This is a genomic window from Streptococcus sp. FSL R7-0248, assembly GCF_037967965.1.
In the GTDB taxonomy this organism is placed as follows: Bacteria; Bacillota; Bacilli; order Lactobacillales; family Streptococcaceae; genus Streptococcus.
Genome location: NZ_CP150201.1, coordinates 1,016,747 through 1,037,421, shown reverse-complemented (window position 1 = coordinate 1,037,421; position 20,675 = coordinate 1,016,747). Strand labels below are relative to the sequence as shown.

The 20,675-nt window shown below is 40.6% G+C and carries 9 protein-coding genes and 1 pseudogene; 3 read left to right on the top strand and 7 right to left on the bottom strand.

The annotated features are described in order from the left end of the window. Positions 1-6: 6 nt before the first annotated feature. From NYE32_RS05000 to NYE32_RS04990, 3 genes are all read right to left on the bottom strand, one after another. Positions 7-3,720 carry a pullulanase gene (locus NYE32_RS05000; protein WP_339157114.1) on the bottom strand — a complete coding sequence of 1,238 codons (3,714 nt, stop codon included), beginning with the start codon at positions 3,718-3,720 and terminating at the stop codon, positions 7-9. 120 nt (positions 3,721-3,840) lie between these two features. Next, positions 3,841-6,783 (bottom strand): GBS Bsp-like repeat-containing protein, encoded by a 2,943-nt coding sequence (locus tag NYE32_RS04995; RefSeq protein WP_339157113.1) that lies wholly within the window; start codon positions 6,781-6,783, stop codon positions 3,841-3,843. Positions 6,784-7,076: 293 nt separating this feature from the next. Then, entirely contained in the window at positions 7,077-10,628 is a 3,552-nt protein-coding gene (locus NYE32_RS04990; protein ID WP_156685057.1) for a GBS Bsp-like repeat-containing protein, read from the bottom strand. 363 nt (positions 10,629-10,991) lie between these two features. Here NYE32_RS04990 and NYE32_RS04985 point away from each other — a divergent pair. Next, positions 10,992-12,241: pseudogene (locus tag NYE32_RS04985) on the top strand (ISL3 family transposase). A gap of 78 nt (positions 12,242-12,319) precedes the next feature. On the opposite strand, the gene lpdA reads toward NYE32_RS04985, so the two are convergent. The 4 genes from lpdA to NYE32_RS04965 all read right to left on the bottom strand — a co-directional run bounded on the left by lpdA (position 12,320) and on the right by NYE32_RS04965 (position 17,877). Further along, positions 12,320-14,077: a dihydrolipoyl dehydrogenase gene (gene lpdA / locus NYE32_RS04980; protein WP_156685367.1), complete on the bottom strand. Its 1,758-nt coding sequence runs from the start codon at positions 14,075-14,077 to the stop codon at positions 12,320-12,322. 180 nt (positions 14,078-14,257) lie between these two features. Further along, the gene (locus NYE32_RS04975; RefSeq protein WP_110981385.1) at positions 14,258-15,646 is read right to left on the bottom strand and encodes a dihydrolipoamide acetyltransferase; all 1,389 of its coding nucleotides are present in this window, start codon (positions 15,644-15,646) and stop codon (positions 14,258-14,260) included. Positions 15,647-15,882: 236 nt separating this feature from the next. After that, complete coding sequence (locus NYE32_RS04970) at positions 15,883-16,881, bottom strand: alpha-ketoacid dehydrogenase subunit beta (RefSeq protein ID WP_155198491.1); 999 nt, start codon at positions 16,879-16,881, stop codon at positions 15,883-15,885. A gap of 24 nt (positions 16,882-16,905) precedes the next feature. Next, positions 16,906-17,877, bottom strand: a complete 972-nt coding sequence (locus tag NYE32_RS04965; RefSeq protein ID WP_021144192.1) for a thiamine pyrophosphate-dependent dehydrogenase E1 component subunit alpha — start codon at positions 17,875-17,877, stop codon at positions 16,906-16,908. 187 nt (positions 17,878-18,064) lie between these two features. Here NYE32_RS04965 and NYE32_RS04960 point away from each other — a divergent pair, with 187 nt between their 5' ends. Beyond that, the gene (locus NYE32_RS04960; RefSeq protein ID WP_156685368.1) at positions 18,065-19,321 is read left to right on the top strand and encodes a hypothetical protein; all 1,257 of its coding nucleotides are present in this window, start codon (positions 18,065-18,067) and stop codon (positions 19,319-19,321) included. After that, positions 19,311-20,600, top strand: coding sequence for a hypothetical protein (locus NYE32_RS04955; protein WP_339157112.1), 1,290 nt, complete (start codon positions 19,311-19,313; stop codon positions 20,598-20,600). The genes NYE32_RS04960 and NYE32_RS04955 overlap by 11 nt, the downstream gene beginning before the upstream one ends. Positions 20,601-20,675 lie beyond the last annotated feature (75 nt).

The following is a 20,675-nucleotide window of genomic DNA, read 5'->3' as shown; positions in this document are numbered from 1 at the left end:
TACTAATTATTTTGTTCGACGTTTTCGAAGGAATCCTAGACTTAGAATGCTTAAGAGACCTGTTACAAAGAGTCCACGATTTGTCTTTTCACCAGTGGATGGCAGTTGCTTATCAGTTCGACGACTAGCTTCAGTCTTAGCCTGACCATTGCCATGGTTAACAAGCTCAGCATCTCCGACAAGGTCCTCTTGACTTGAGGTCTGGACTCTTGTTTTAGTTACCTCAGTCTCTTTTCCACCAAATGACGCAGTCTTCTCAGAAGGCTTAGCTACTTCCTCAGTTGGTGTCTGAGCATTAGTCAAACGAATAATAGTCGCTGTTAGTGGGTCCAAGGTCAAGATGTGATTGTTGATTGCAACACCTGATAGCTCACTAATTCCAGATAGATTAACTTGGTTACCATCTGCTAAAACCATATAGGATAGACCATTTGTAAGCTTGCTCAAATCAAACTGACGAGCCTTGCTATCAGCATTGACATAGACAAGGTAACGATCCCCATTGGAAGCAACAGTTTGGTATCCTAATACCAAATCTTCTTGAGCAACATTATCCTGACCAGGAACTGTCAATAGTGTCACACGAGCATCCACATCTGCTTTAGATTTGAAATTGAAGGCATCCGTAGACTTACGTAAGGCAATTAACCCTTTGGTAAAGGCACGCGTTTTCGTATTTTCTGGGAACGCCTGACTATTAGTCGCCTTAGTCCAGTCAAAATGGTTAACCGCATCACTAGAATCATAAGAATCATGGATAAAGTAAGGATAGTCAAATGGATTGCCCTTTTCATCCACTAAGAGATGTGACTTATTCGGCACCTTGTCCTCAGACACAGGATAACGGTAGGCAGGATCACGGAACTGTTTGGTGCGGCCGTATTCCTGACCAGAGTGAATAAATGGTGTTCCCTGAGCTGTCAAGACCATAAGGTTTCCTAGACGCAAGCGACGATGAATTTCAGCATTATTCTCAGGCTTGCTTGGATCTTTCTTGATTGATTGGGCGATGATATCAAAAAGGGTCAAATTATCGTGAGCAGCAATATATTGAATCACATCACCTGGAGAATCAGCCTCGAAGTTAGTTGGCTGTGCCTTGATATTGTCAAAGACCTTATTAATATCACGTTTGCCACCTGTGATAAAGGCAGGTGTCCCCTCGTTTGGATAACCTGATTTGAGGGTGTTTCGAATATCGTCTGAAAATACAGCTACGGTATCTGTGTCTTTCATCCAAGACTGATCGGCAGGCTGAACAGGGCTATTTTCATCGCCAGTATAAGTCACCCAGCCCTCACCAAGCATAATAAGGTTTGGATTAAGGGCACTTGCAGCATGGTAAGCTTGCTCGATACTTTCAGCATCATGGTCACCCATCATATCAAAACGGAAACCATCCACCTTGTATTCCTTAGTAAGATAAGCAATCGAATCAACCAAGACACGACGACTCATATAGTGAGTCGTGCCTAGACGACCCCCTCCAAAACTCGAACGAGGAGTACCATCAGCATCCATAAAGTGATAATAATTTGGCTCAAGGTCTTCAAAAATAGCTGTCTTGGCTGTATGATTATAGACTACATCCAAGATAACGCCCATACCGTGGGCATGAATAGCAGCAACTAAATTCTTGAATTCTTCGATACGTTTAGCTGGTTCATTTGGGTTTTCAGAATACATACCCGTCAAAGAGAAATAGTTTTGTGGATCATAGCCCCAGTTGTAGTTACTATCACTTGATGCATAGGCATCCAAACGCTTCCCATTTTGCATTTCATTGACGAAATAGTAGCTTAATACTGGTAAAAGCTGAATATGGGTAACACCGAGATCTTTAAGATAATCCAAACGCTCTGCAAAGGCTGCAAAAGTCCCAAACTGGTGTTTCAATTCAGCTGAGATAGCCTTATCAGAGGTGAAATCTCGGACATGAGCCTCATAAATGATGGCATCTTCTCGAGATTTAAAGTTTGGAATCTTAGCGTAGTCAAGATCTTTTGGTCCATAATTAGCAGGATCTACAAAGGCAGCCTTGGCAATCTTGTGTTCAGGTCCCTTGCTGGCATCGTCACTATTCCAAGCAGCCAAAGACTTAGCATAAGGATCCAAAACGATTACAGACTGATCACCACGTTTAATGCGATATTGATAGAAATAACCTGTTAAGTTTTCCAAACCAAGATCAGTCGCAAGCAAGTCAGCTTGCCAAGTACCTCGAGGTCCTTTGCTTAGGGCATGTTCAGCAAGAACCATGTCTTGATTATTCTTATCATAGACAATGATATCTACTTGATCTGCACTTGGTGACCAAAGTGTCACATGTGCCTTAGTACCATTCTCTTGAAGACGGGCACCCAATTCACCATCGTAACTGTAGAGCGCATCCTTCAATTGCCAACTCTCAGACGTTTTAAAACTATCATTGCCCAAAGTGACCTTGTAAGGCAGATTTTCCGCAGCAAAATCACCTGTTAATGTAGCTTTTTTGAGTTTAGCATCCAACTCAAGCTGTTTAAGAGTTGCACTGTTACCATCCTTGTCTGTCACCTTTAGGTCTTTGAGAATATCCTCAGATGAAACATCTTCTAAATTGGTGAAGCTAAGTTCGATTTGGCTTGGACTAAGCTGCTGAGCTCCAGTCAAACGCACATCCTTAACAAAATAAGGGTTGGTGTAGACTGTCGTATCAGTATCTCGTACGAAAAGCTGACGAGTTTTTTTCAAGTCACTAAATTTATAATCATTTGGTTGAATTTTCACATCATCTCCTGTTTTGCTCTCATCTAAGAGTAAAAATCCGATAGATTTAGCAGCCTCGGTTAGCGGAATGTCTAAATAGGCACCATATTTACCATTTGGTTGGAAATTGACACCATCAGGCCAATTACTTGGAGCATCCTTAACATCACCCCAATACCAGACAGACTTATTACTATAGTCGCCATCCGTACGGAAATAATTGATACGAACGTGATCTTGAGGGATAGGTTGATAACTGTAAACTTGAAAATCTTTGTCAATCCAAGCCTCATTCATTTGAGGGCTAAGAATTTCGACTGCTTTATCCCCTGAAAGGTTCGTTCCAGCGGCATTATTAATCAAGAAACTAAGCTTTTTAGGTGTTGAAGACAGCTTTACATCCAAGTAAACACCATAATTATCCTGTTTGGCTTCTGCAAATGAGGTTGCTCCTGTTGGCCAAGCACCTTTCTGAGATGATGGCGTCTCCACATCATCCCAAGTCCAAAGCCCAAGTGATGCCTTATCCTGACTTGGCAACTCTTGGAAATGCAAGCGAATAGTCCCCTCAGCAATAGGTTCCTCAGATGTATTAGTGAGAGCTTGACTATTATTAGTACTTACTGTTTTTGGCGTGTTTTCGCTAGTTTCAGTTAGATTGGTAGGCTCGGTACGGCTAGTATTTTCTTCTGAAAGAGAAACTGGCTCATTTTCCTTGGACACTGTGGCATTCTCGGCTGTTAGAGGAGCTGTTGGCGTTTCAGTTACTAGACCACTGGTGGTAAGACTAGAATCAGCTGATTCTACCTGTGTACTTGAGGCAGGTGTTGACACTACTTCTTCTGCCTTGACTCCATGAGTAGCAGCAAAGCTCAAAAAAACAGCTCCAATGGTTACAGAAGCCAACCCTAACTTGTACTTGCGAAGACTATAACGAAGGACTTTTTCGTCATTAGTTTGAGTATTTCTTTTCATACTAACTCCTTTTGGTTAACGTTTTCATGTTTTTTAATATACCATTTAGATTAGATTTATGCAAGCGTTTTCGCTCCTTTAAAATAAAAAAAGAGAGAACTATAAAATTCTCTCAATCTATTAGTTATAAACAGAATAATAACGCTTAATCCCTGCCACAATTGCGTTAGCTAAAGTCTCTTGATAAGCAGAGGTATTCAAACGGGCTGCTTCTTGAGGATTTGACAAGAAGCCAAGTTCAAGGAGAACTGCTGGCGCTGTCGTTTCACGCAAGACTGCAAAGGTTTGACGTTTCACACCCTGATTCTGAGCGCCAGTCGCATTAATAAGGCTGGACTGGATGGCATTGGCCAAAGTGTCACTCATACTCAAACGAGTCGGATTAGCATGGTAGGTCGCATTAATGCGTGATGGGTATTCTGCATAAGGTTGGTAATAATAAGTTTCGATTCCCTGTGCTGCTGAACTGCCTGAAGCATTGATGTGGATACTTACGAAGATATCTGATTCAGAGGCATTAGCTGCACGAGAGCGATCCGTCAAATCAACATAGGTATCGCTGGTACGTATGGTCACAACTTGATAACCTTCTGATTCTAGTTTAGCTTTCACACGGCTTTGGATTGCCAAAGTCAAGCTCTTTTCAGAAATACCAAAGTACGAAGCTCCTGGATCATAGCCACCATGGCCAGCATCTAGATAGACAACCTTATTTAAAACATCGTAGTTTCCTCTTGATGCCGAACCGATTTTCTTAGGTGCTACCACATCGGCAGAGGTAGCGCCAAAGCCAATATTCTTACCAGAAGCATCAACAATATAGCCATGAACGATATACTTGCCTGAATTCCATTTGTGCTGACTGGCTGAAATAGTCACCTTGTAGGAACCATCATCCTGTTTTGTGGCATTATGCCAAACAAGATCATCCTGACCATTTTGCTCAGACCAAACAGGTATTACCACACCTGAAATACCGCTTGGATTCGTCAGATTAGTGATAAGAACGTCAAAAGTTCCACGATTTTTATCATTATTGGTAATAGTCAATGTTCCTTGAGTTTTAGTGATATCAAGTGTCACTTGTTTGCCACCTAAGCCAATGAATTTACCATCATTGTCAACCAAATAGACATGTGAATTATAAAGACCACTATCTCCCTTATGATTGCTTGAGCGAACGGTTACCTTATAATCTCCATTAGCTTGCTTGGCTGCCTTGTACCAGATGATATCATCTTGACCGTTCTTTTCTGACCAGGTTGGAACTAGAACTTCTTTGAAACCTCGTGGCGCAATCAAGTTTGAGATAACAAGATCATAGCTACCAGTAGCTTTGTTGAGACCAGTGATAGCAAGGTCAGCTTTGGGATCTGACAAAGTAACTTTTGTTTGTGTTCCCCCCACACCGATTTGTGAGCCATCGTTTTGGATATAGTAAAGATGAACATTGTAAAGACCAGTTACGTTTTTGTGGTTGGCTACTTGAACAGTAACCTTGTAATTGCCATCTGTTTGACGTGTGGCTTCATACCAACGAATATCATCTTGACCATCAGTCTCAGACCAGATAGGTACCTGAACCGTACGCACACCTTTAGGGCTATAGACATCGCTGATGACCACATCAAAAGTTCCAGCACCATTGTTATTTAAGATAGAAATACCACCACTTGGCTTAGTTTCATTAACCTCAAGCACAGTCTCAGTCAAATACTGGCGGTTACCAGTATTATCTATGAGATAAGCATCCGCTCTGTATTTACCAGTTGAATGTTTGTGTTCTGAAGCCTTAATCGTCACACGATAGCTGCCATCTGCTTGCTTACTTGCCTTATGCCAAACTAAATCGTCCTGTCCATTAACAAGACTCCATGAAGGTATCATAATCTCTTTAAGACCATTAGGCGAAACAATATTGCGAACCACTGCGTCAAAAGTTCCTGTCGTAGCATTGTTATTTTCAATCGTTAGGCTGGCACTTGGACGCGATTGGCTAACTTCCACCACTTTTTCAGTCAAGTAGAAACGCTTGTTAAAATTATCTACAATATAAGCATCGGCACGGTATTTACCGGTTGAATTTTTGTGGTCACTTGCCTTAATGGTAGCACGGTAAGAACCATCCGCTTGTTTCGTAGCCTTATGCCAAATCAAATCATCTTGTCCACCAACTAGACTCCATGACGGTACTAAGATTTCTTTCAGACCTGTAGGAGCTATGATGTTTTTCACCACAGCATCAAAAGTGCCTGTAGCTGCATTATTATTTTCAATAGTTAGGGTTGCGCTTGGACGAGAGTAAGTTACAGAGACTACTTTCTCAGAAATATAATGTCTCTTATTTGTTCGGTCAACAACATAGGCATCCGCACGGTAATTCCCAGCTTCGCCCTTGTGATCAACCGCCTTAATCGTTACACGATAAGAGCCATCCATTTGCTTAGCTGCCTTATGCCAAATCAAATCATCTTGTCCACCAACTAGACTCCAAGATGGGATAAGAACCTCTTTAACACCCAATGGTGCAACAATATCTCGAACCACTGCATCAAATGTACCAGTTACCTTGTTGTTGTTCTCAATTGAGAAGCTAGCCTTCGGTTTTAAAACATCAGTATCATTAGATGAACCTGAAGCATGAGTCAATTTAGTAGGTCCAGCTACAACCTCGCTTGAAACCTCAGAAGCAGTCGATACCCTAGCATTTTCAGAACTCGCTACCGTGTTCGGCTGAACTACAGATTCAGATGCAACTCCTCTTGATTCAGATGCTAAAACCGTTGTTGAGCTTGCTTGACTGACTTGTGGAGTATTTGAGTTTGTTACTTCACTTGTAGCAATAGTAGCTACCGCCACGGTTGAACTTGGTGTTGCTGATGGTGACTCTTGCGCAAGAACTGCTCCACCACCAAAAATATCTGCTGCAGTCGCAGGTTGATACTGGTTCCCTTCAGTAACTGTAGGCATTTGAGTGGCTACCTCATCCGCACTGGCCACCTGAGTGGTCACCGCCATGAGGACAGCTGCACTAGCATAGTAGATAAAATCTTTTGTTCGCATTTAACTTTCCTTTGACACTTTTTAATACGTCACCCATTTTACCATAGAAAATATCTTACGAATAGAGGAAAAGTGATAATTCTCTAAAAAAACTACAAAAATGATAAAATTTTAAGTAATTTCTATGCTAATAGTACTAACAAAATCCAAAACAATAACGTAAAAACCTATAAATATAAGATTTCAACCCTGTATATAATATTCTGAAAATAGGTAAATAACAAGATAACTATCAAAAATCAACACTAAAAAAGCCCTTAGAAGTTTCCTTCTAAAGACCTTTGATTGATAGATTAAGCAAAGACAGAGAAGAATGGTGCACCAAGCTTAGTATCCATTGAATCTCTACTCTGAACACCATGAATGTAATCCAATGAATACCATCCATTGTTATTGGCGTTAAATGGATCACGAACATATGTTTTACCATTATCATAGCCATGAAGTACGATTTCATGCGTGTAAGGATAATTGATAAATTGACTTGCTCCTACTGCCGCCAAAACGTGTTGCCCTGACATCAAAGCTGAGGCAATGTTAGCAATACTTGAAAGTACGTTGCTCTTCAGACCCCAATTTTTACTTGCTAATACAATACCATCTGCATCAGTACCAGCGACTGATGTTTTGTTAAATGAATTTGTATTGTAGTACAAATAATCCGCAACTGTCGTTGGTGCAATGACAGTTCCCAAGATATCTGTAAAAGTCATGGCAAGTGATGTTGGAACACAGCCAGATTGATCCATATTGCTGACACCATACCACTTAGAAGCCCAACGAGGGTCACGTTGAGAATAATAAGTCGTCTGAGGTTCAACACGACGATTACGTGGAGCAAGAGCTGTCTCACCAAGGTTAAATCCGTCTACAGTATTGTCTACATAATCTACATAAACGTGAGTCGTATAGTTACCGATGAGATTCTTATGATTAACAGTCGATACATTGATTTCAGTATGTGTTCCAGTAGGTGCTGTATTGTACCAAGAAAGGTTTCCTTGGTTACTTTCTGACCATACAGCTACACGAATATTCTTAATCTGACGTCCTTGTGGCGCTTGATCAACTACAACTGTAAAACTACCTGCTTCTGAATTAACATTAGTGATATAGGTTTGCGTTTTAGTCTTAGCATTACGGAATTCAACTGTTGTCGTTGTCCCTCCTACACCAACTTGTGACCCATCATTTAAAATGTAGTACAAATGAATATTGTACAAACCTGTTGAATTTTTGTGGTTAGTAGCTTGAACATTTACCGTATAAGTGCCATTAGCTTGACGTGTGGCTTCATACCAACGAATGTCATCTTGACCATCTTTTTCAGACCAAATAGGTACTTGAACAGTACGAACACCTTTAGAACCATAGACATCACTGATAATGACATCAAAAGTACCAGTATCATTATTGTTATTAACAACTGAAATAGTACCGACTGGCTTATTATGTTTTACGTCTACAATGGTTTCAGTGACATAATGACGTTGGTTGGCATTATCTACGATGTAAACGTCAGCACGGTAATTTCCTAGTGAATTTTTATGCTCACTAGCCTTAATAGTGACACGGTAGCTACCATCAGATTGGCGACTAGCCTTGTGCCAAACGAGATCATCCTGTCCATTAACGAGACTCCATGAAGGAACTAAAACTTCCTTAACCCCATTTGGTGCTACGATATTGCGGATAACAGCGTCAAAAGTACCTAAATCAGCATTATTATTTTCAATAAAGAGGCTTGCACTAGGACGAGTTTGAGAAACTTCTACCACTTTTTCAGTAAGGTAGAAACGTTTGTTAGAGTCATCTACAAGGTAGGCATCGGCACGGTACTTACCAGTTGAATTCTTATGATCCGTTGCTTTGATAGTCACTCGGTAAGAACCATCGGCTTGACGAGTTGCCTTATGCCAGATAAGGTCGTCTTGACCACCAGCTAAACTCCATGAAGGAACAAGAACTTCTTTCAAACCTGTAGGAGCAACAATGTTACGAACAACTGCATCAAAAGTACCTGCTGCGGTATTGTTGTTTTCAATCGTAAGGACACCACTTGGTCGAGCATAATCAACAGCCACTACTTTTTCAGCAATATAATGGCGATTGTTAGAGTTATCCACGATATAAGCATCGGCACGGTAATTTCCTTTAGTGCCCTTATGCTCACTTGCCTTAATGGTTACACGGTAGCTGCCATCAGTTTGCTTAGTCGCCTTATGCCAAATAAGGTCGTCTTGGCCATTTTCAAGACTCCATGATGGCACCAAAACTTCTTTAACACCTAGTGGTGCTGAGATATTGGTGATAACGGCGTCAAAAGTTCCAGCCTTAGCATTATTGTTTTCAATAGCAAAACTTGCTTTAGGTTTCAACTGCTCAGGTGTCTTACCAATGAAGACTTGCGTAGTTGTTCCACCAACACCCGTCAATTGACCATCTTTTTGAACATAATAAAGGTGGATATTATAAAGCCCTGTCGAGTTTTTATGAGCTGAAGCCTTAACGTTTACTGTATAAGTTCCATTATTTTGACGGTTAGCCGTATACCAGATAATGTCATCTTGACCATTAATTTCTGACCAAATTGGGACAGAGACTGTTTCAACACCATTTGGTGCTTTGACATTAGAGATGACAACATCAAAGCTACCAACAGTTGGATTATTGTTGACAATAGAAATGGTTCCACTCAAATTGCCTTGAGTTGCATCAACCTCAGCACTAGCATTAGCTGTGAAACGTCCTGTATAATCCACGCTGTGGTCGAAGACATGTTTACCTGGCAGGATATTAGCAGTTGCTGTAAACTGCCAAGCACCAGTTTTAGCATTGTAACGCATGTTTTTAGCGCTTGTAGCTGTAAGAGTTGATGATGGGTACTGTGCGACCCAGAAATTTTCGATACCAAATTGAGAGGTTGAGACAGGTCCACGGTAGCCTAGATTATTCTCATCCAACCAGCTGGCACTTGTGTAGAACATCAAGTTGTTGTATCCATGCTTACGCATTTCGTTAACCCAAGCTTGAGTGTTACGGTTGATATTTGGAAGCATCTTAGAGTCTTCGAAATCGTTAACCATAACAGTGCTCTTTGGAAGGTTAAGATTTTGTGCAGCTTGAATGTAGAAACGAGCCTCGGCACGTGCTTCTTCCTCTGTTGTGTATCGAGAAAAATGATAGGTAGATACTTGAAGACCGGCAATTTGAGCATTGCGAACTTGTGATGGTGCTTTAGGGTTGTTGTACCAAGTATCCTCAGTCAACTTGACAACGACACCACCAACACCTTGGCGTGCAAGAGCACGATAGTCATCTACACTGATTTCACCATTATGGGTGCTGACATCGATAAAAGTCTTCGGTTGCACCTTAAGAGTTGGCGAAGGAACATCCGTAGAATTCGTTAATTTAGCAGGTGTGGCAACAGCGCTGTTAGGGGCTTCAGAAGCTGTTGAATGTGCAGAAGCGGTCACACTCTCAGAGCTAGCGTTTGAAGTCACTGCTGATGTAGACGTAACAATCGTTGTTGAGTTAGCTACAGATGTTGATGCAGTTGCCGTTGCAGCCTCGGAACTCTGTGAAGCAGGAGACGTAGATACCACTGGAGCACTAGCTTTTGCCACTTCACTCGAAGCTGCGGGTGCTGAAACCGTTGAACTAGGAGTTACAGGTAAGGCTGCTTCACCACCAAAAATCTCAGCCGCTGTCGCAGGTTGATACTGATTCCCTTCAGTAATAGAAGGCGTTTGTGTTGCCACTTCGTCTGCTTGAGCAACCTGAGTAGTTACAGCCAAGAGAACAGCCGCACTAGCATAGTAGATAAAATCTTTTGTTCGCATTTAACTTTCCTTTTGCATTTGTAATACTTGAACCATTTTACCACAGAAAAACTCTCGTGGAAAGGGCGTTATTAAAAATTTTCTAAATAAAATAGAAATATTATAAAATTATAAACGCTACTAAAATAGCGACTTATCTTATTTGAAAACCCTTTAACTAACTATTCGTACTTAACACAAAAAATGCAAAGAAATTTACGAGATTTATCTAAAGATGAAAATTTGCGACAAAAGAAAAATCCGGCTCTATAATTTCTGTAGTGGGTAAAACTACTGTAGAGATTATAGAGCTTTTTGAATGCAGACAAAAAGTCCCATAAGAACTATAATGAAAAGCAACCAAACCATCATTAGGAAGAACTTATGAGACTTATTAAGAATACCACAGAATTAATCGGAATTAAAGACCAAAATATCAATATTTCACTTGTTTTTGAAACTGATACTCATATCGAGATTCAAGCAAAACTCGATTCCCCTGCACCATCATGTCCTCATTGCCATAGAAAGATGATCAAGTACGACTTTCAAAAGCCTTCTAAAATCCCTCTTCTTGAGCAAGCTGGAACTCCAACACTACTACGTCTGAAAAAACGTCGTTTCCAGTGTAAAAGTTGTAGACGAGTCACGGTAGCTGAGACATCTATCGTTGAGAAAAACTGCCAAATCTCCAATCTAGTCCGACAAAAGGTTACACAACTCCTAACTGAGAAGGTGTCATTAACGGATATTGCCAGAAGACTTCGCGTGTCAACGTCCACTGTCTATCGTAAACTCGACCAGTTTACTTTCAAGGAACATTATGACAAACTCCCAGCTATTATGTCCTGGGATGAGTTTGGCTTCAAGAAAGGGGAATTGGCTTTTGTGGCACAGAACTATGAGACAAACGAACTCATAACTATACTTGATAATCGCTGCCAAACTACTATACGAAACTACTTTTTGAAGTATCCATTGAAAGTCCGACAACAGGTACAGTTTATCACTATGGATATGTCTGGAGCTTATATGCCACTGGCTCGCAAGCTCTTTCCAAACGCCAAAATCGTTCTTGATCGATTTCACATTATTCAGCACCTTGGTCGAGCCTTTTTAAAGACAAGAATTGCGATTATGAACCAGTTTGATAAGAAGTCGCTACCTTATCGAGCTTTAAAAAATCACTGGAGACTCTTCCAAAAGGACAGCCGTAAGTTATCTCTCAACCCTTTTTACTCAAAGACCTTCCATCAAACATTATGCCCACATGAAGTCGTTGAGAAGACACTGAATTTCTCAGAAGAACTCACCAATTATTATAATCTCTATCAGCTTTTGCTTTTTCACTTTCAGGAGAAGAGGGGGGATGAGTTTTTTGAACTCATAGAGGAGAATATAAGCAAGGTCAATCATTACTTCAAAACAGTCTTTAGGACTTTTCGTAAACATAAACAATACATCAAAAATGCACTAGAAACACATTACTCAAATGCAAAATTGGAGGGGACCAATAAGCTTATCAAAGATATTAAACGTCTGGGCTTCGGTTTTAAAAATTTTATCAACTTTAGAAAGCGTGTTTTCATCACTCTGAATATACAAAAAGAGAAGACCTATCTGGTCCTCTCTAGATGTTAGCTTTTCGTCACCCACTACAGTTGACAAAGAGCCAAAAATCCTCGAACATCTGTCCGAGAATTTTATCCGTATTATTTACGCTTTGGTGGGTTATGGATTGCTTCTCCAAGTACGTCAGCAAAGGCTTCGTACATGTTTTCAGAGAAGGTTGGGTGACCGTGGATAGATTGCAAGAGCTCATCTACAGTCAATTCATTTTCCATAATTGTTGACGCTTCGTTAATCAATTCAGCTGCAGCCGGTCCAATGATATGAACACCAAGGATTTCATGGTACTTCGCATCTGCAACGACTTTAACAAAACCTTGAGCTTCGTTTGAAGCAATAGCACGTCCATTACCAGCAAAGCTTGATTTACCAATGAGGACATCACCATATTTAGCGCGTGCATCTTCTTCAGTAAGACCACACATTGCGACTTCTGGGTGTGTGTATACAGCAGCTGGTGTGTAGTCAAGGTGAGCCTTACGGACATTGCCACGCATAGCATTTTCAGCTGCAACTTCACCCATACGGTAAGCAGCGTGAGCAAGCATTTTAGTTCCGTTTACATCACCCGGTGCATAGATACCAGGGATTGATGTTTCTTGATAAGCGTTCACTTTGATACGACCACGGTCTAATTCAAGGTTAAGATTTTCAAGACCATCCAACTGAGGAACACGACCGATTGAAAGAAGGGCGCGATCAGCTACAATCTCTTCACCATTATTAAGTTTAAGGGTCAATTGGTTGTTGGCTTCAACAATTTCAGAAACACCAACAGAAGTCATGATCTTCATGCCCTTCTTAGCAAGGATTTTTTGAAGTTCAAGTGACACTTCTTTATCCATAGCAGGAATAATGCGGTCAGCCATCTCAACAACAGTTACTTCTACACCGTATGAAGCATAAACAAGACCAAGTTCGATACCAACGACACCACCACCCATAACAGCAAGTGATTTAGGTAATTCACGCAAGTCAAGGATATCATCTGATGTCATCACAAGTTGTGACTCAATTCCAGGAATATTGATACGTGAAACTTTTGATCCAGTCGCAAGGATAATATTACGTCCCTTGATTGTTTCTGAACCAATAGTAACTGTCTTATCTGGGTTAACTTGACCAAGACCATTGAAAATAGTAACCTTGTTAGCCTTCAAAAGACCTTGAACACCACCAGTAAGTGTCTTAACAACAGAGTTCTTAAAGTCAACAGTCTTATCCATATCGATAGTGTAGTTTGTTGACGCTAGGTTGATACCACGACCTGCAGCAATCTTAAGCCCATCAAGGATTTCTGCATTTTTAAGGTAGGTCTTAGTTGGAATACATCCTTTATTCAAACATGTTCCACCAAATTCAGATTTTTCAATGATAGCAACCTTACCACCAAGTTGTGCCCCACGAATGGCAGAATAGTAACCAGCAGGACCACCACCGACAACAATAATATCGTACTCATTGTCAGCAAGCGGTGCTTTTTCTGCAGTAGCTGCAGGAGCAGCTGGGGCAGGAGCTTTAGGAACTTCAAGACCAGCAGATTCTAATTGAGCAGTTGCTTCTGCAACAGGTGCACTGGCTGCATTATCAGCCACAACTTCACCCTCTGCTCCAATATAACCAATAACCTCAGTAACTGGTACTGTTTCACCAGCCTGACGGGTAATCTTCAAAAGAACACCAGAATCTTCTGCTTCAAGTTCCATGTTCGTTTTATCTGACATGATTTCAAGAAGGATATCTCCCTCATTAACCACATCACCCTCTTGTTTCTTCCACTCGATGATTTCGCCTTCCTGCATGTCCACACCGAGCTTAGGCATAATAATCTCAAAAGCCATATTTTATGATACTAAGAACGCTAAAATGCGACAGAATTTTAGGAGTTTTACGTTAGTGTGCTTGCACACAAGTAAAACTATCTAAATTCCGAAGCATTTCGTTCGAGTTCAAATCAACTCAAACGCTTTAACGCCCTCTCCTTTCTATTTTAAAACTTCAGTTTTCAGATATTTTTTTACTTAAATCAACAATTCCATTGGATTTTCAATCAAATGTTTTAAATCAACCATGAATTTAGCACCATTCATACCATCTACAATACGGTGGTCAATAGTCAAGCATAGACCCATGATTGGACGTACGACAACTTCACCATCAACAACAACCGGTGTCTGAATAGTTGCTGAAACACCAAGAATGGCTGAGTTTGGTTGATTAATGATTGGATTGAATGACTTGGTTCCGAACATTCCCAAGTTAGTGATAGAGAAAGTAGAACCTGACATTTCTGCCGCTTTCAATTTACCAGCCTGAGCTTTTTTGATGACATCCTTAGAGGCCACCACAAAGTCAGACAAACTCATCTTATCTGCACCATGAACGACCGGTACAATCAAGCCATCATCGAGACCAACGGCAATACCGAGATTAACAAATTTGTGTAATTCGATATTTTGCGCATCATCAATCAAGGATGCATTGAGGTAACGGTGTTCCTCTTTCATAAGGGTACGCACAACTGCCAAACCAATCAAATCAGTGAAGGTCACCTTCATGCCAGTCTTATTCATGATTGGATCAAGGACTTGCTTACGAAGAGCCATAAGGTTAGTCATGTCCACATCGTAGTTAAGGGTAAAGGTTGGCGCAGTTAAGTAAGAGTGCGTCATTCCCTTAGAAATAGCCTTACGCATAGCAGACATTGGAATAACTTCCACACCTTCTGGCAAGACTTTTTCTGGCTTAGCTTCAACCACAGGTGCAGCTGCAGCTTCCTTAACTTGGGCTGGGGCACTGATTACAAGGACATCTTCCTTGGTAATCTTACCACCAAAGCCTGTTCCAGATACGCTAGCTAAATCAATACCAAGGTCCGCTGCAATCTTACGTGCCAACGGAGTTGCCTTAGGTTGAGCACCCTTAAAGTCCTCAACGTCATCAGCATGAACACGACCTTTTGCTCCAGTTCCTGAAACTTGAGCGAGGTCAATCCCCAACTCACGCGCTACTTTACGTGCTTTAGGTGTTGCACGTACTTTGCCACCTTCGTGTACGACAGGGGCTTTGGCTTGTGCTGCCACTACAGGTGCTTCCACAGTAGCAACTTCTTCAACTTGCGGAGCAGCTTCTGTAGCTGGTGCGCTCGCAGCATTATCGGCCACAACTTCACCCTCTGCTCCAATATAACCAATAACCTCAGTAACTGGTACAGTTTCACCAGCCTGACGGGTAATCTTCAATAGAACACCAGAATCTTCTGCTTCAAGTTCCATGTTCGTTTTATCTGACATGATTTCAAGAAGGATATCCCCCTCATTAACCACATCACCCTCTTGTTTCTTCCACTCGATGATTTCGCCTTCCTGCATGTCCACACCAAGCTTTGGCATAATAATCTCAAAAGCCATATTTTATGATACTAAGAACGCTAAAATGCGACAGAGTTTTAGGAGTTTTACATTTAGTGTGCTTGCACACAAATAAAACTATCTAAATTCCGAAGCATTTCGTTTGAGTTCAAATCAACTCAAACGCTTTAACGCCCCCTCCTTTCTACTTTAAATTATATTTTCCGATACTCTCACAGTTAAATTAAGAAACACATTTTACTAGCGAGACATATCACTTAACCGTCGCTAGAAAGTTAGTTTCCTTTATTGGCCATCTTGATAATAGCAGCCTTAATCTTTTCAACATCTGGAAGAACCGCTTGTTCCAAGACACGCGCATAAGGTACAGGCACATCTTCACTTGCCAAACGTACAATTGGGTGGTCAAGGTAATCAAATGCTTCACTTTCAGTAACCATAGCAGCAATCTCACCGATGAATCCACCAGTCTTATATGCATCATTGACCAACATCAGTTTACCGGTCTTCTTAACTGACTCGAAAATCAATTCCTTATCAAGTGGGATAAGCGTACGTGGGTCAACGACCTCAACGTTAATACCTTGTTCAGCCACTTCTTCAGCAGCCTTAAGAACACGTTCCAACATACGACCATATGTGACAATAGTAAGGTCAGTCCCTTCACGCTTGATTTCACCTTTTCCAAGTGGAATGTAGAAATCAGGATCTTGAGTCACTTCCTCTTTCTTACCGTAAAGTGCTTTTGGTTCCATGAAGATAACAATGTTATTGTCCTGAATAGCAGATTTCAAAAGACCTTTAGCGTCGTTAGCATTACCTGGAGCAACCACTTTAATCCCTGGAATGTGAGTCAACCATGACTCAAGAGATTGTGAGTGCTGTGCCGCAGAACCAATCCCTGAACCAGAAGCTACACGGAAAGTTACAGGAGTCTTCAAACCACCACCAAACATGTAGTTGTTTTTTGCACCATTATTAACGATAGCATCAAGGGCAATCGTGATGAAGTCCATGAAAGTCAAGTCAACGATTGGACGAAGACCTGTGATGGCAGATCCAACAGCTGCACCAGCGATAGCTGCCTCTGAAATTGGTGTATCTTTAACACGTTTTTCACCAAATTCTGCTAACATCCCAACTGATGTACCGAAGTCACCACCATAGATACCGACATCTTCACCCATAAGGAAGATGTTTTCGTCTTTACGCATCTCCTCGCTCATAGCAAGGTTTACTGCCTCACGCAAGGCCATCATTTTTGTTTCACTCATACTTGTATTCCTCAACCTTTCTCTTTAGTCTACCCATACATCTTCAAAGGCAACTGAAAGTTCTGGATCTGGGCTATTTTGGGCGAACTCATAAGCTGCATCAACCTCTGCCTTAACTTGGCTTTGGATAGCATCTAACTCTTCAGCGCTTGCGATATTTTCAGAAACGAGATAGTCACGGTATTTAATAATAGGGTCGTTATTGTTCTTCCACTCATCAACTTCTTCCTTAGTACGGTAAACACCCGCATCGGCAGTTGAGTGACCAAACCAGCGGTAAGATTCTACCTCAACGATAGCAGGACCGTTGCCACCACGGACATGCTCGACAGCCTTGCCCATTGTTTCATATACAGCCAAAACATCGTTCCCATCTTCACAGTAGAAACCAGGAATACCATAAGCTTCCGCACGTGTATAAAGGTGAGGTGTATTTGTAGCCTTATGGATATCCATTGAGATACCATAACGGTTATTGATGATAAAGAAGATAACAGGTAATTTCCAAGTAGCTGCCATATTGACTGACTCATGGAATGAACCTTCGTTGGTTGCGCCATCTCCAGAGAATGCCACAACAATGTTTCCTGTTTCTTTGTATTGCTGAGTGAGGGCTGCACCTACGGCAAGAGCGTAACCACCACCAACGATACCATTAGTACCATAGTTACCTTTTTCAAAGTCTGCCAAGTGCATAGAACCACCACGGCCCTTAGAAACACCTGTTGCCTTACCAGCAAGCTCTGCCATCATTTTATTCAAATCCATGTCTTGGGCGATAGATTGTCCGTGACCACGGTGATTTGAAAAGAAGATATCGTCATAGCTCAAGTGTTGAACAGCACCAACGTTAGCTGCTTCCTCACCAACTGAAAAGTGAGTCATTCCTTGAACAAAACCACGACGAACCAATTTATTAATACGTGAATCAAATTCACGAATACGTTCCATTTTAGTGAACATCTCAAGATGTGTCTCTTTAGAAAGTTTTACCATATCGATCTCCTCTATCGAAATTTTTCTATACATCTAGGATAGGTTAAAAAAACTTAATGAGCAAGAAATATGCTTGAAAAATGAAAAGCCTTACAACCTTATCACTTATAGGCAATCCGTATGCTTTTTTTTTAGCGCATTATGATATAATTGTATAGATTTTACCCGAATAGGAGAATATTTGATATTGAGTGACGTCATCGTTCACGGGCTTACGGCATGTATAGCTTTTATTTTACAAATTGTTATCTTCAAGGTAACTACGAAAAGGCCTTTAAGATACTGGATTCTTATTTTAGCAGGTTTAGCCATTTTTACCTCTAGTTATTTTGGTATTTCCTTTCCAAAATCCGGTTTTATTGGACTTGTACTTCTTCTAGCTAACAAATCCTTCAAAAATCTGAGACATACCATTTTGGAGACTTTCTTTATACCTTTCACCTTTGCCTTAATGGTGAGACTGGTCATTTTCCTGATTATTCCAATCTTTTTCCCTTCTGTCCTAGATTATTATTTTGCTGGTCCATTTATACTTTTGCTTGCCTTTTTGCTATGGTTTGCTCAAAGTGCCCTTCTTCAAGTGGACTACTCTCGAATGATGCAAATTGATAAAGCGAGACCTTGGTACAAATCAACCTCTGTTGCTCTTTGTGCTCTAGCCATTATTTACTTTGCTTCCGAACTCCTTTCGACAAGCATTCACTTTACCGTTGCTTTTCTTATTATTACAGCTCTGATTCTATCTGGACAGGTTAATCTCTATAGAAAGGACCTCAGTGCGCAAACACAAGAAGCTCAAGAGGAACATTCTCAGCTTCTTCAAAAATCAAGCCAGAACATCAATACTTGGTACCAGAAAAAAACTAGCCAAGAGCTCTTTATCAAGGACGAAGCTGAAAATCTCTACGATATCATCCGTTTCCAACAAAACGAGGAGGCTCAGGAGTTAATTGACTACTTGCTGACTCCGAATCCGCTCGATAAAAAGATTGATCATTTTTATCGAGATAAACTTGAAAATATTAAACTTCCTGATTTGCGAGTCCTCTTTGAAGCTAAATTCCTAAAGGCAAAAGAATTGGATGTTTGGGTTAGTATGGAGGTTCCAGAACCCATTACCGTTTATCCTATTTATCCTTTAGATTGGGTATATGTCCTATCAACAATCTTGGATCACGTCATTGACCAAGCACAAGATAGTGAACAGAAATACCTTAGCTATGCTTATTTTAAAGACGAGGATAGTCAACACTTTGTCGTTGAAAGTTCAAGCACTAAAGAAGATTCAGCTATTACCTCTGATTTCTCTGATCCCGAACTGAAACGCGTCAATAAGATCCTATCCACTTATCCAAACGTTAACATCGTTTCTAATACACGTGCTGGTATTTACCGCTTACAAATCGAGATTGACATGACAAAAGGAGGTTACAATGATTACTAATATTATCAATCCTCTCTTACAGGCTGTTAGTTTCATTTCTATTTGGTACCTCTACCAGACTATGTCTAAGGTTAAGCCACAACGAGGACACCTCTTACTGCTATTTTTGTCCTATGTAGCTGCAGCATCCTATTTTAATCTCGTAAAAATCGTTGTAGACCCTCTTTTCTTCCTTGTTGCTGATTTGGCCCTTGTAAAAGAGCGTTCTTTCTATCATCGATTGCTATACGCCTTTTATCCAACTATCCTTTTTGATATGGCAACACGACTACTTTCACTTGTCATCCTCCCTCACATCTTACATATCAAAGGTGATGTTACTCTCGATACTAACTTATATATCCTGACCTACATCTTAGCTCCATTAATCATTTTCCTAACGCTTAAAATCTTCGCCATAGACCTAAATCAGATGAGTAGTCTTGACGAAGTTTGGGCTAGACGTAACTGGTTGCGAAGCACTGCCTTCCTAGCTGTCTATTATGTCTTCTTTACTGTTATCCATGGTCTTAACAGTATCCTTACGACAACTAATGATCCTAAAAAATTATTTGAAATAATTTTCAGAGTCAATGCTAATAGGTCTGTTATCTTGGTTCTATACATTGCTCTACTACTATGGGATTTTTACAATTGGAACCAGGCTATCCACCAACAATCTATTGATAGGCTGAACAAAGAACGTCATAAATTGTTGGGTACTATGACTAACTACAGCAAATCCTTTATCCAGATTATCACACAAAAGCAAAAATCCTTCGACCTATTCAAAAAAAATCTCAAGGACGTTTCTCTTGCCTTGGAAAATGAAGATACTGCAAAAGCTACGAGTCTACTTGAAATTTATAAAACGGACAATGCTAGTATTGGTAATCCAGAGACTCAAGAACACTTGGATAGGCTTAGCAATCCAATAATAGCAAGTTTTCTTTCAAATCGTATTTTGGAAATGAGAGCGTCTCATGTCGATATCTCCATTAATATAAGCCCTCAGTTTGGTGAGATTCCTTTACCTGACTTAGATTTATATCAACTGCTCCAAGCTTCGGATAAAGCGATATTTAAACTACTTCGTCCTGACATCAAGGTCAACAGTAGTTACCTCCAACTAGATCACTCGCAACTCCTTGTCGTTGAATTACCAGTTTTGGCTGATAAGGTTAGCAAAGATAAAGAACTGAATGAGTTGGTTAAGACTTTGCCAAATGTTGACTATCGTATCGGTTTACATGCAGGTTATCTGACTCAAATAATTGAAATCTTTGAACCTGGTTATTAAGATGATATTGAAAAAGAGCCACCGGCTCTTTTTTTGTTGCTTTTTATCTCTTCACTCTCAAACTTCCTAGCATTT

Excerpts from the sequence above, each read along its gene's own strand:
- NYE32_RS05000 (WP_339157114.1), bottom strand. The coding sequence starts at position 3,720 with ATGAAAAGAAATACTCAAACTAATGACGAAAAAGTCCTTCGTTATAGT.
- NYE32_RS04995 (WP_339157113.1), bottom strand. The coding sequence starts at position 6,783 with ATGCGAACAAAAGATTTTATCTACTATGCTAGTGCAGCTGTCCTCATG.
- NYE32_RS04990 (WP_156685057.1), bottom strand. The coding sequence starts at position 10,628 with ATGCGAACAAAAGATTTTATCTACTATGCTAGTGCGGCTGTTCTCTTG.
- lpdA (WP_156685367.1), bottom strand. The coding sequence starts at position 14,077 with ATGGCTTTTGAGATTATTATGCCTAAGCTCGGTGTGGACATGCAGGAA.
- NYE32_RS04975 (WP_110981385.1), bottom strand. The coding sequence starts at position 15,646 with ATGGCTTTTGAGATTATTATGCCAAAGCTTGGTGTGGACATGCAGGAA.
- NYE32_RS04970 (WP_155198491.1), bottom strand. The coding sequence starts at position 16,881 with ATGAGTGAAACAAAAATGATGGCCTTGCGTGAGGCAGTAAACCTTGCT.
- NYE32_RS04965 (WP_021144192.1), bottom strand. The coding sequence starts at position 17,877 with ATGGTAAAACTTTCTAAAGAGACACATCTTGAGATGTTCACTAAAATG.
- NYE32_RS04955 (WP_339157112.1), top strand. The coding sequence starts at position 19,311 with ATGATTACTAATATTATCAATCCTCTCTTACAGGCTGTTAGTTTCATT.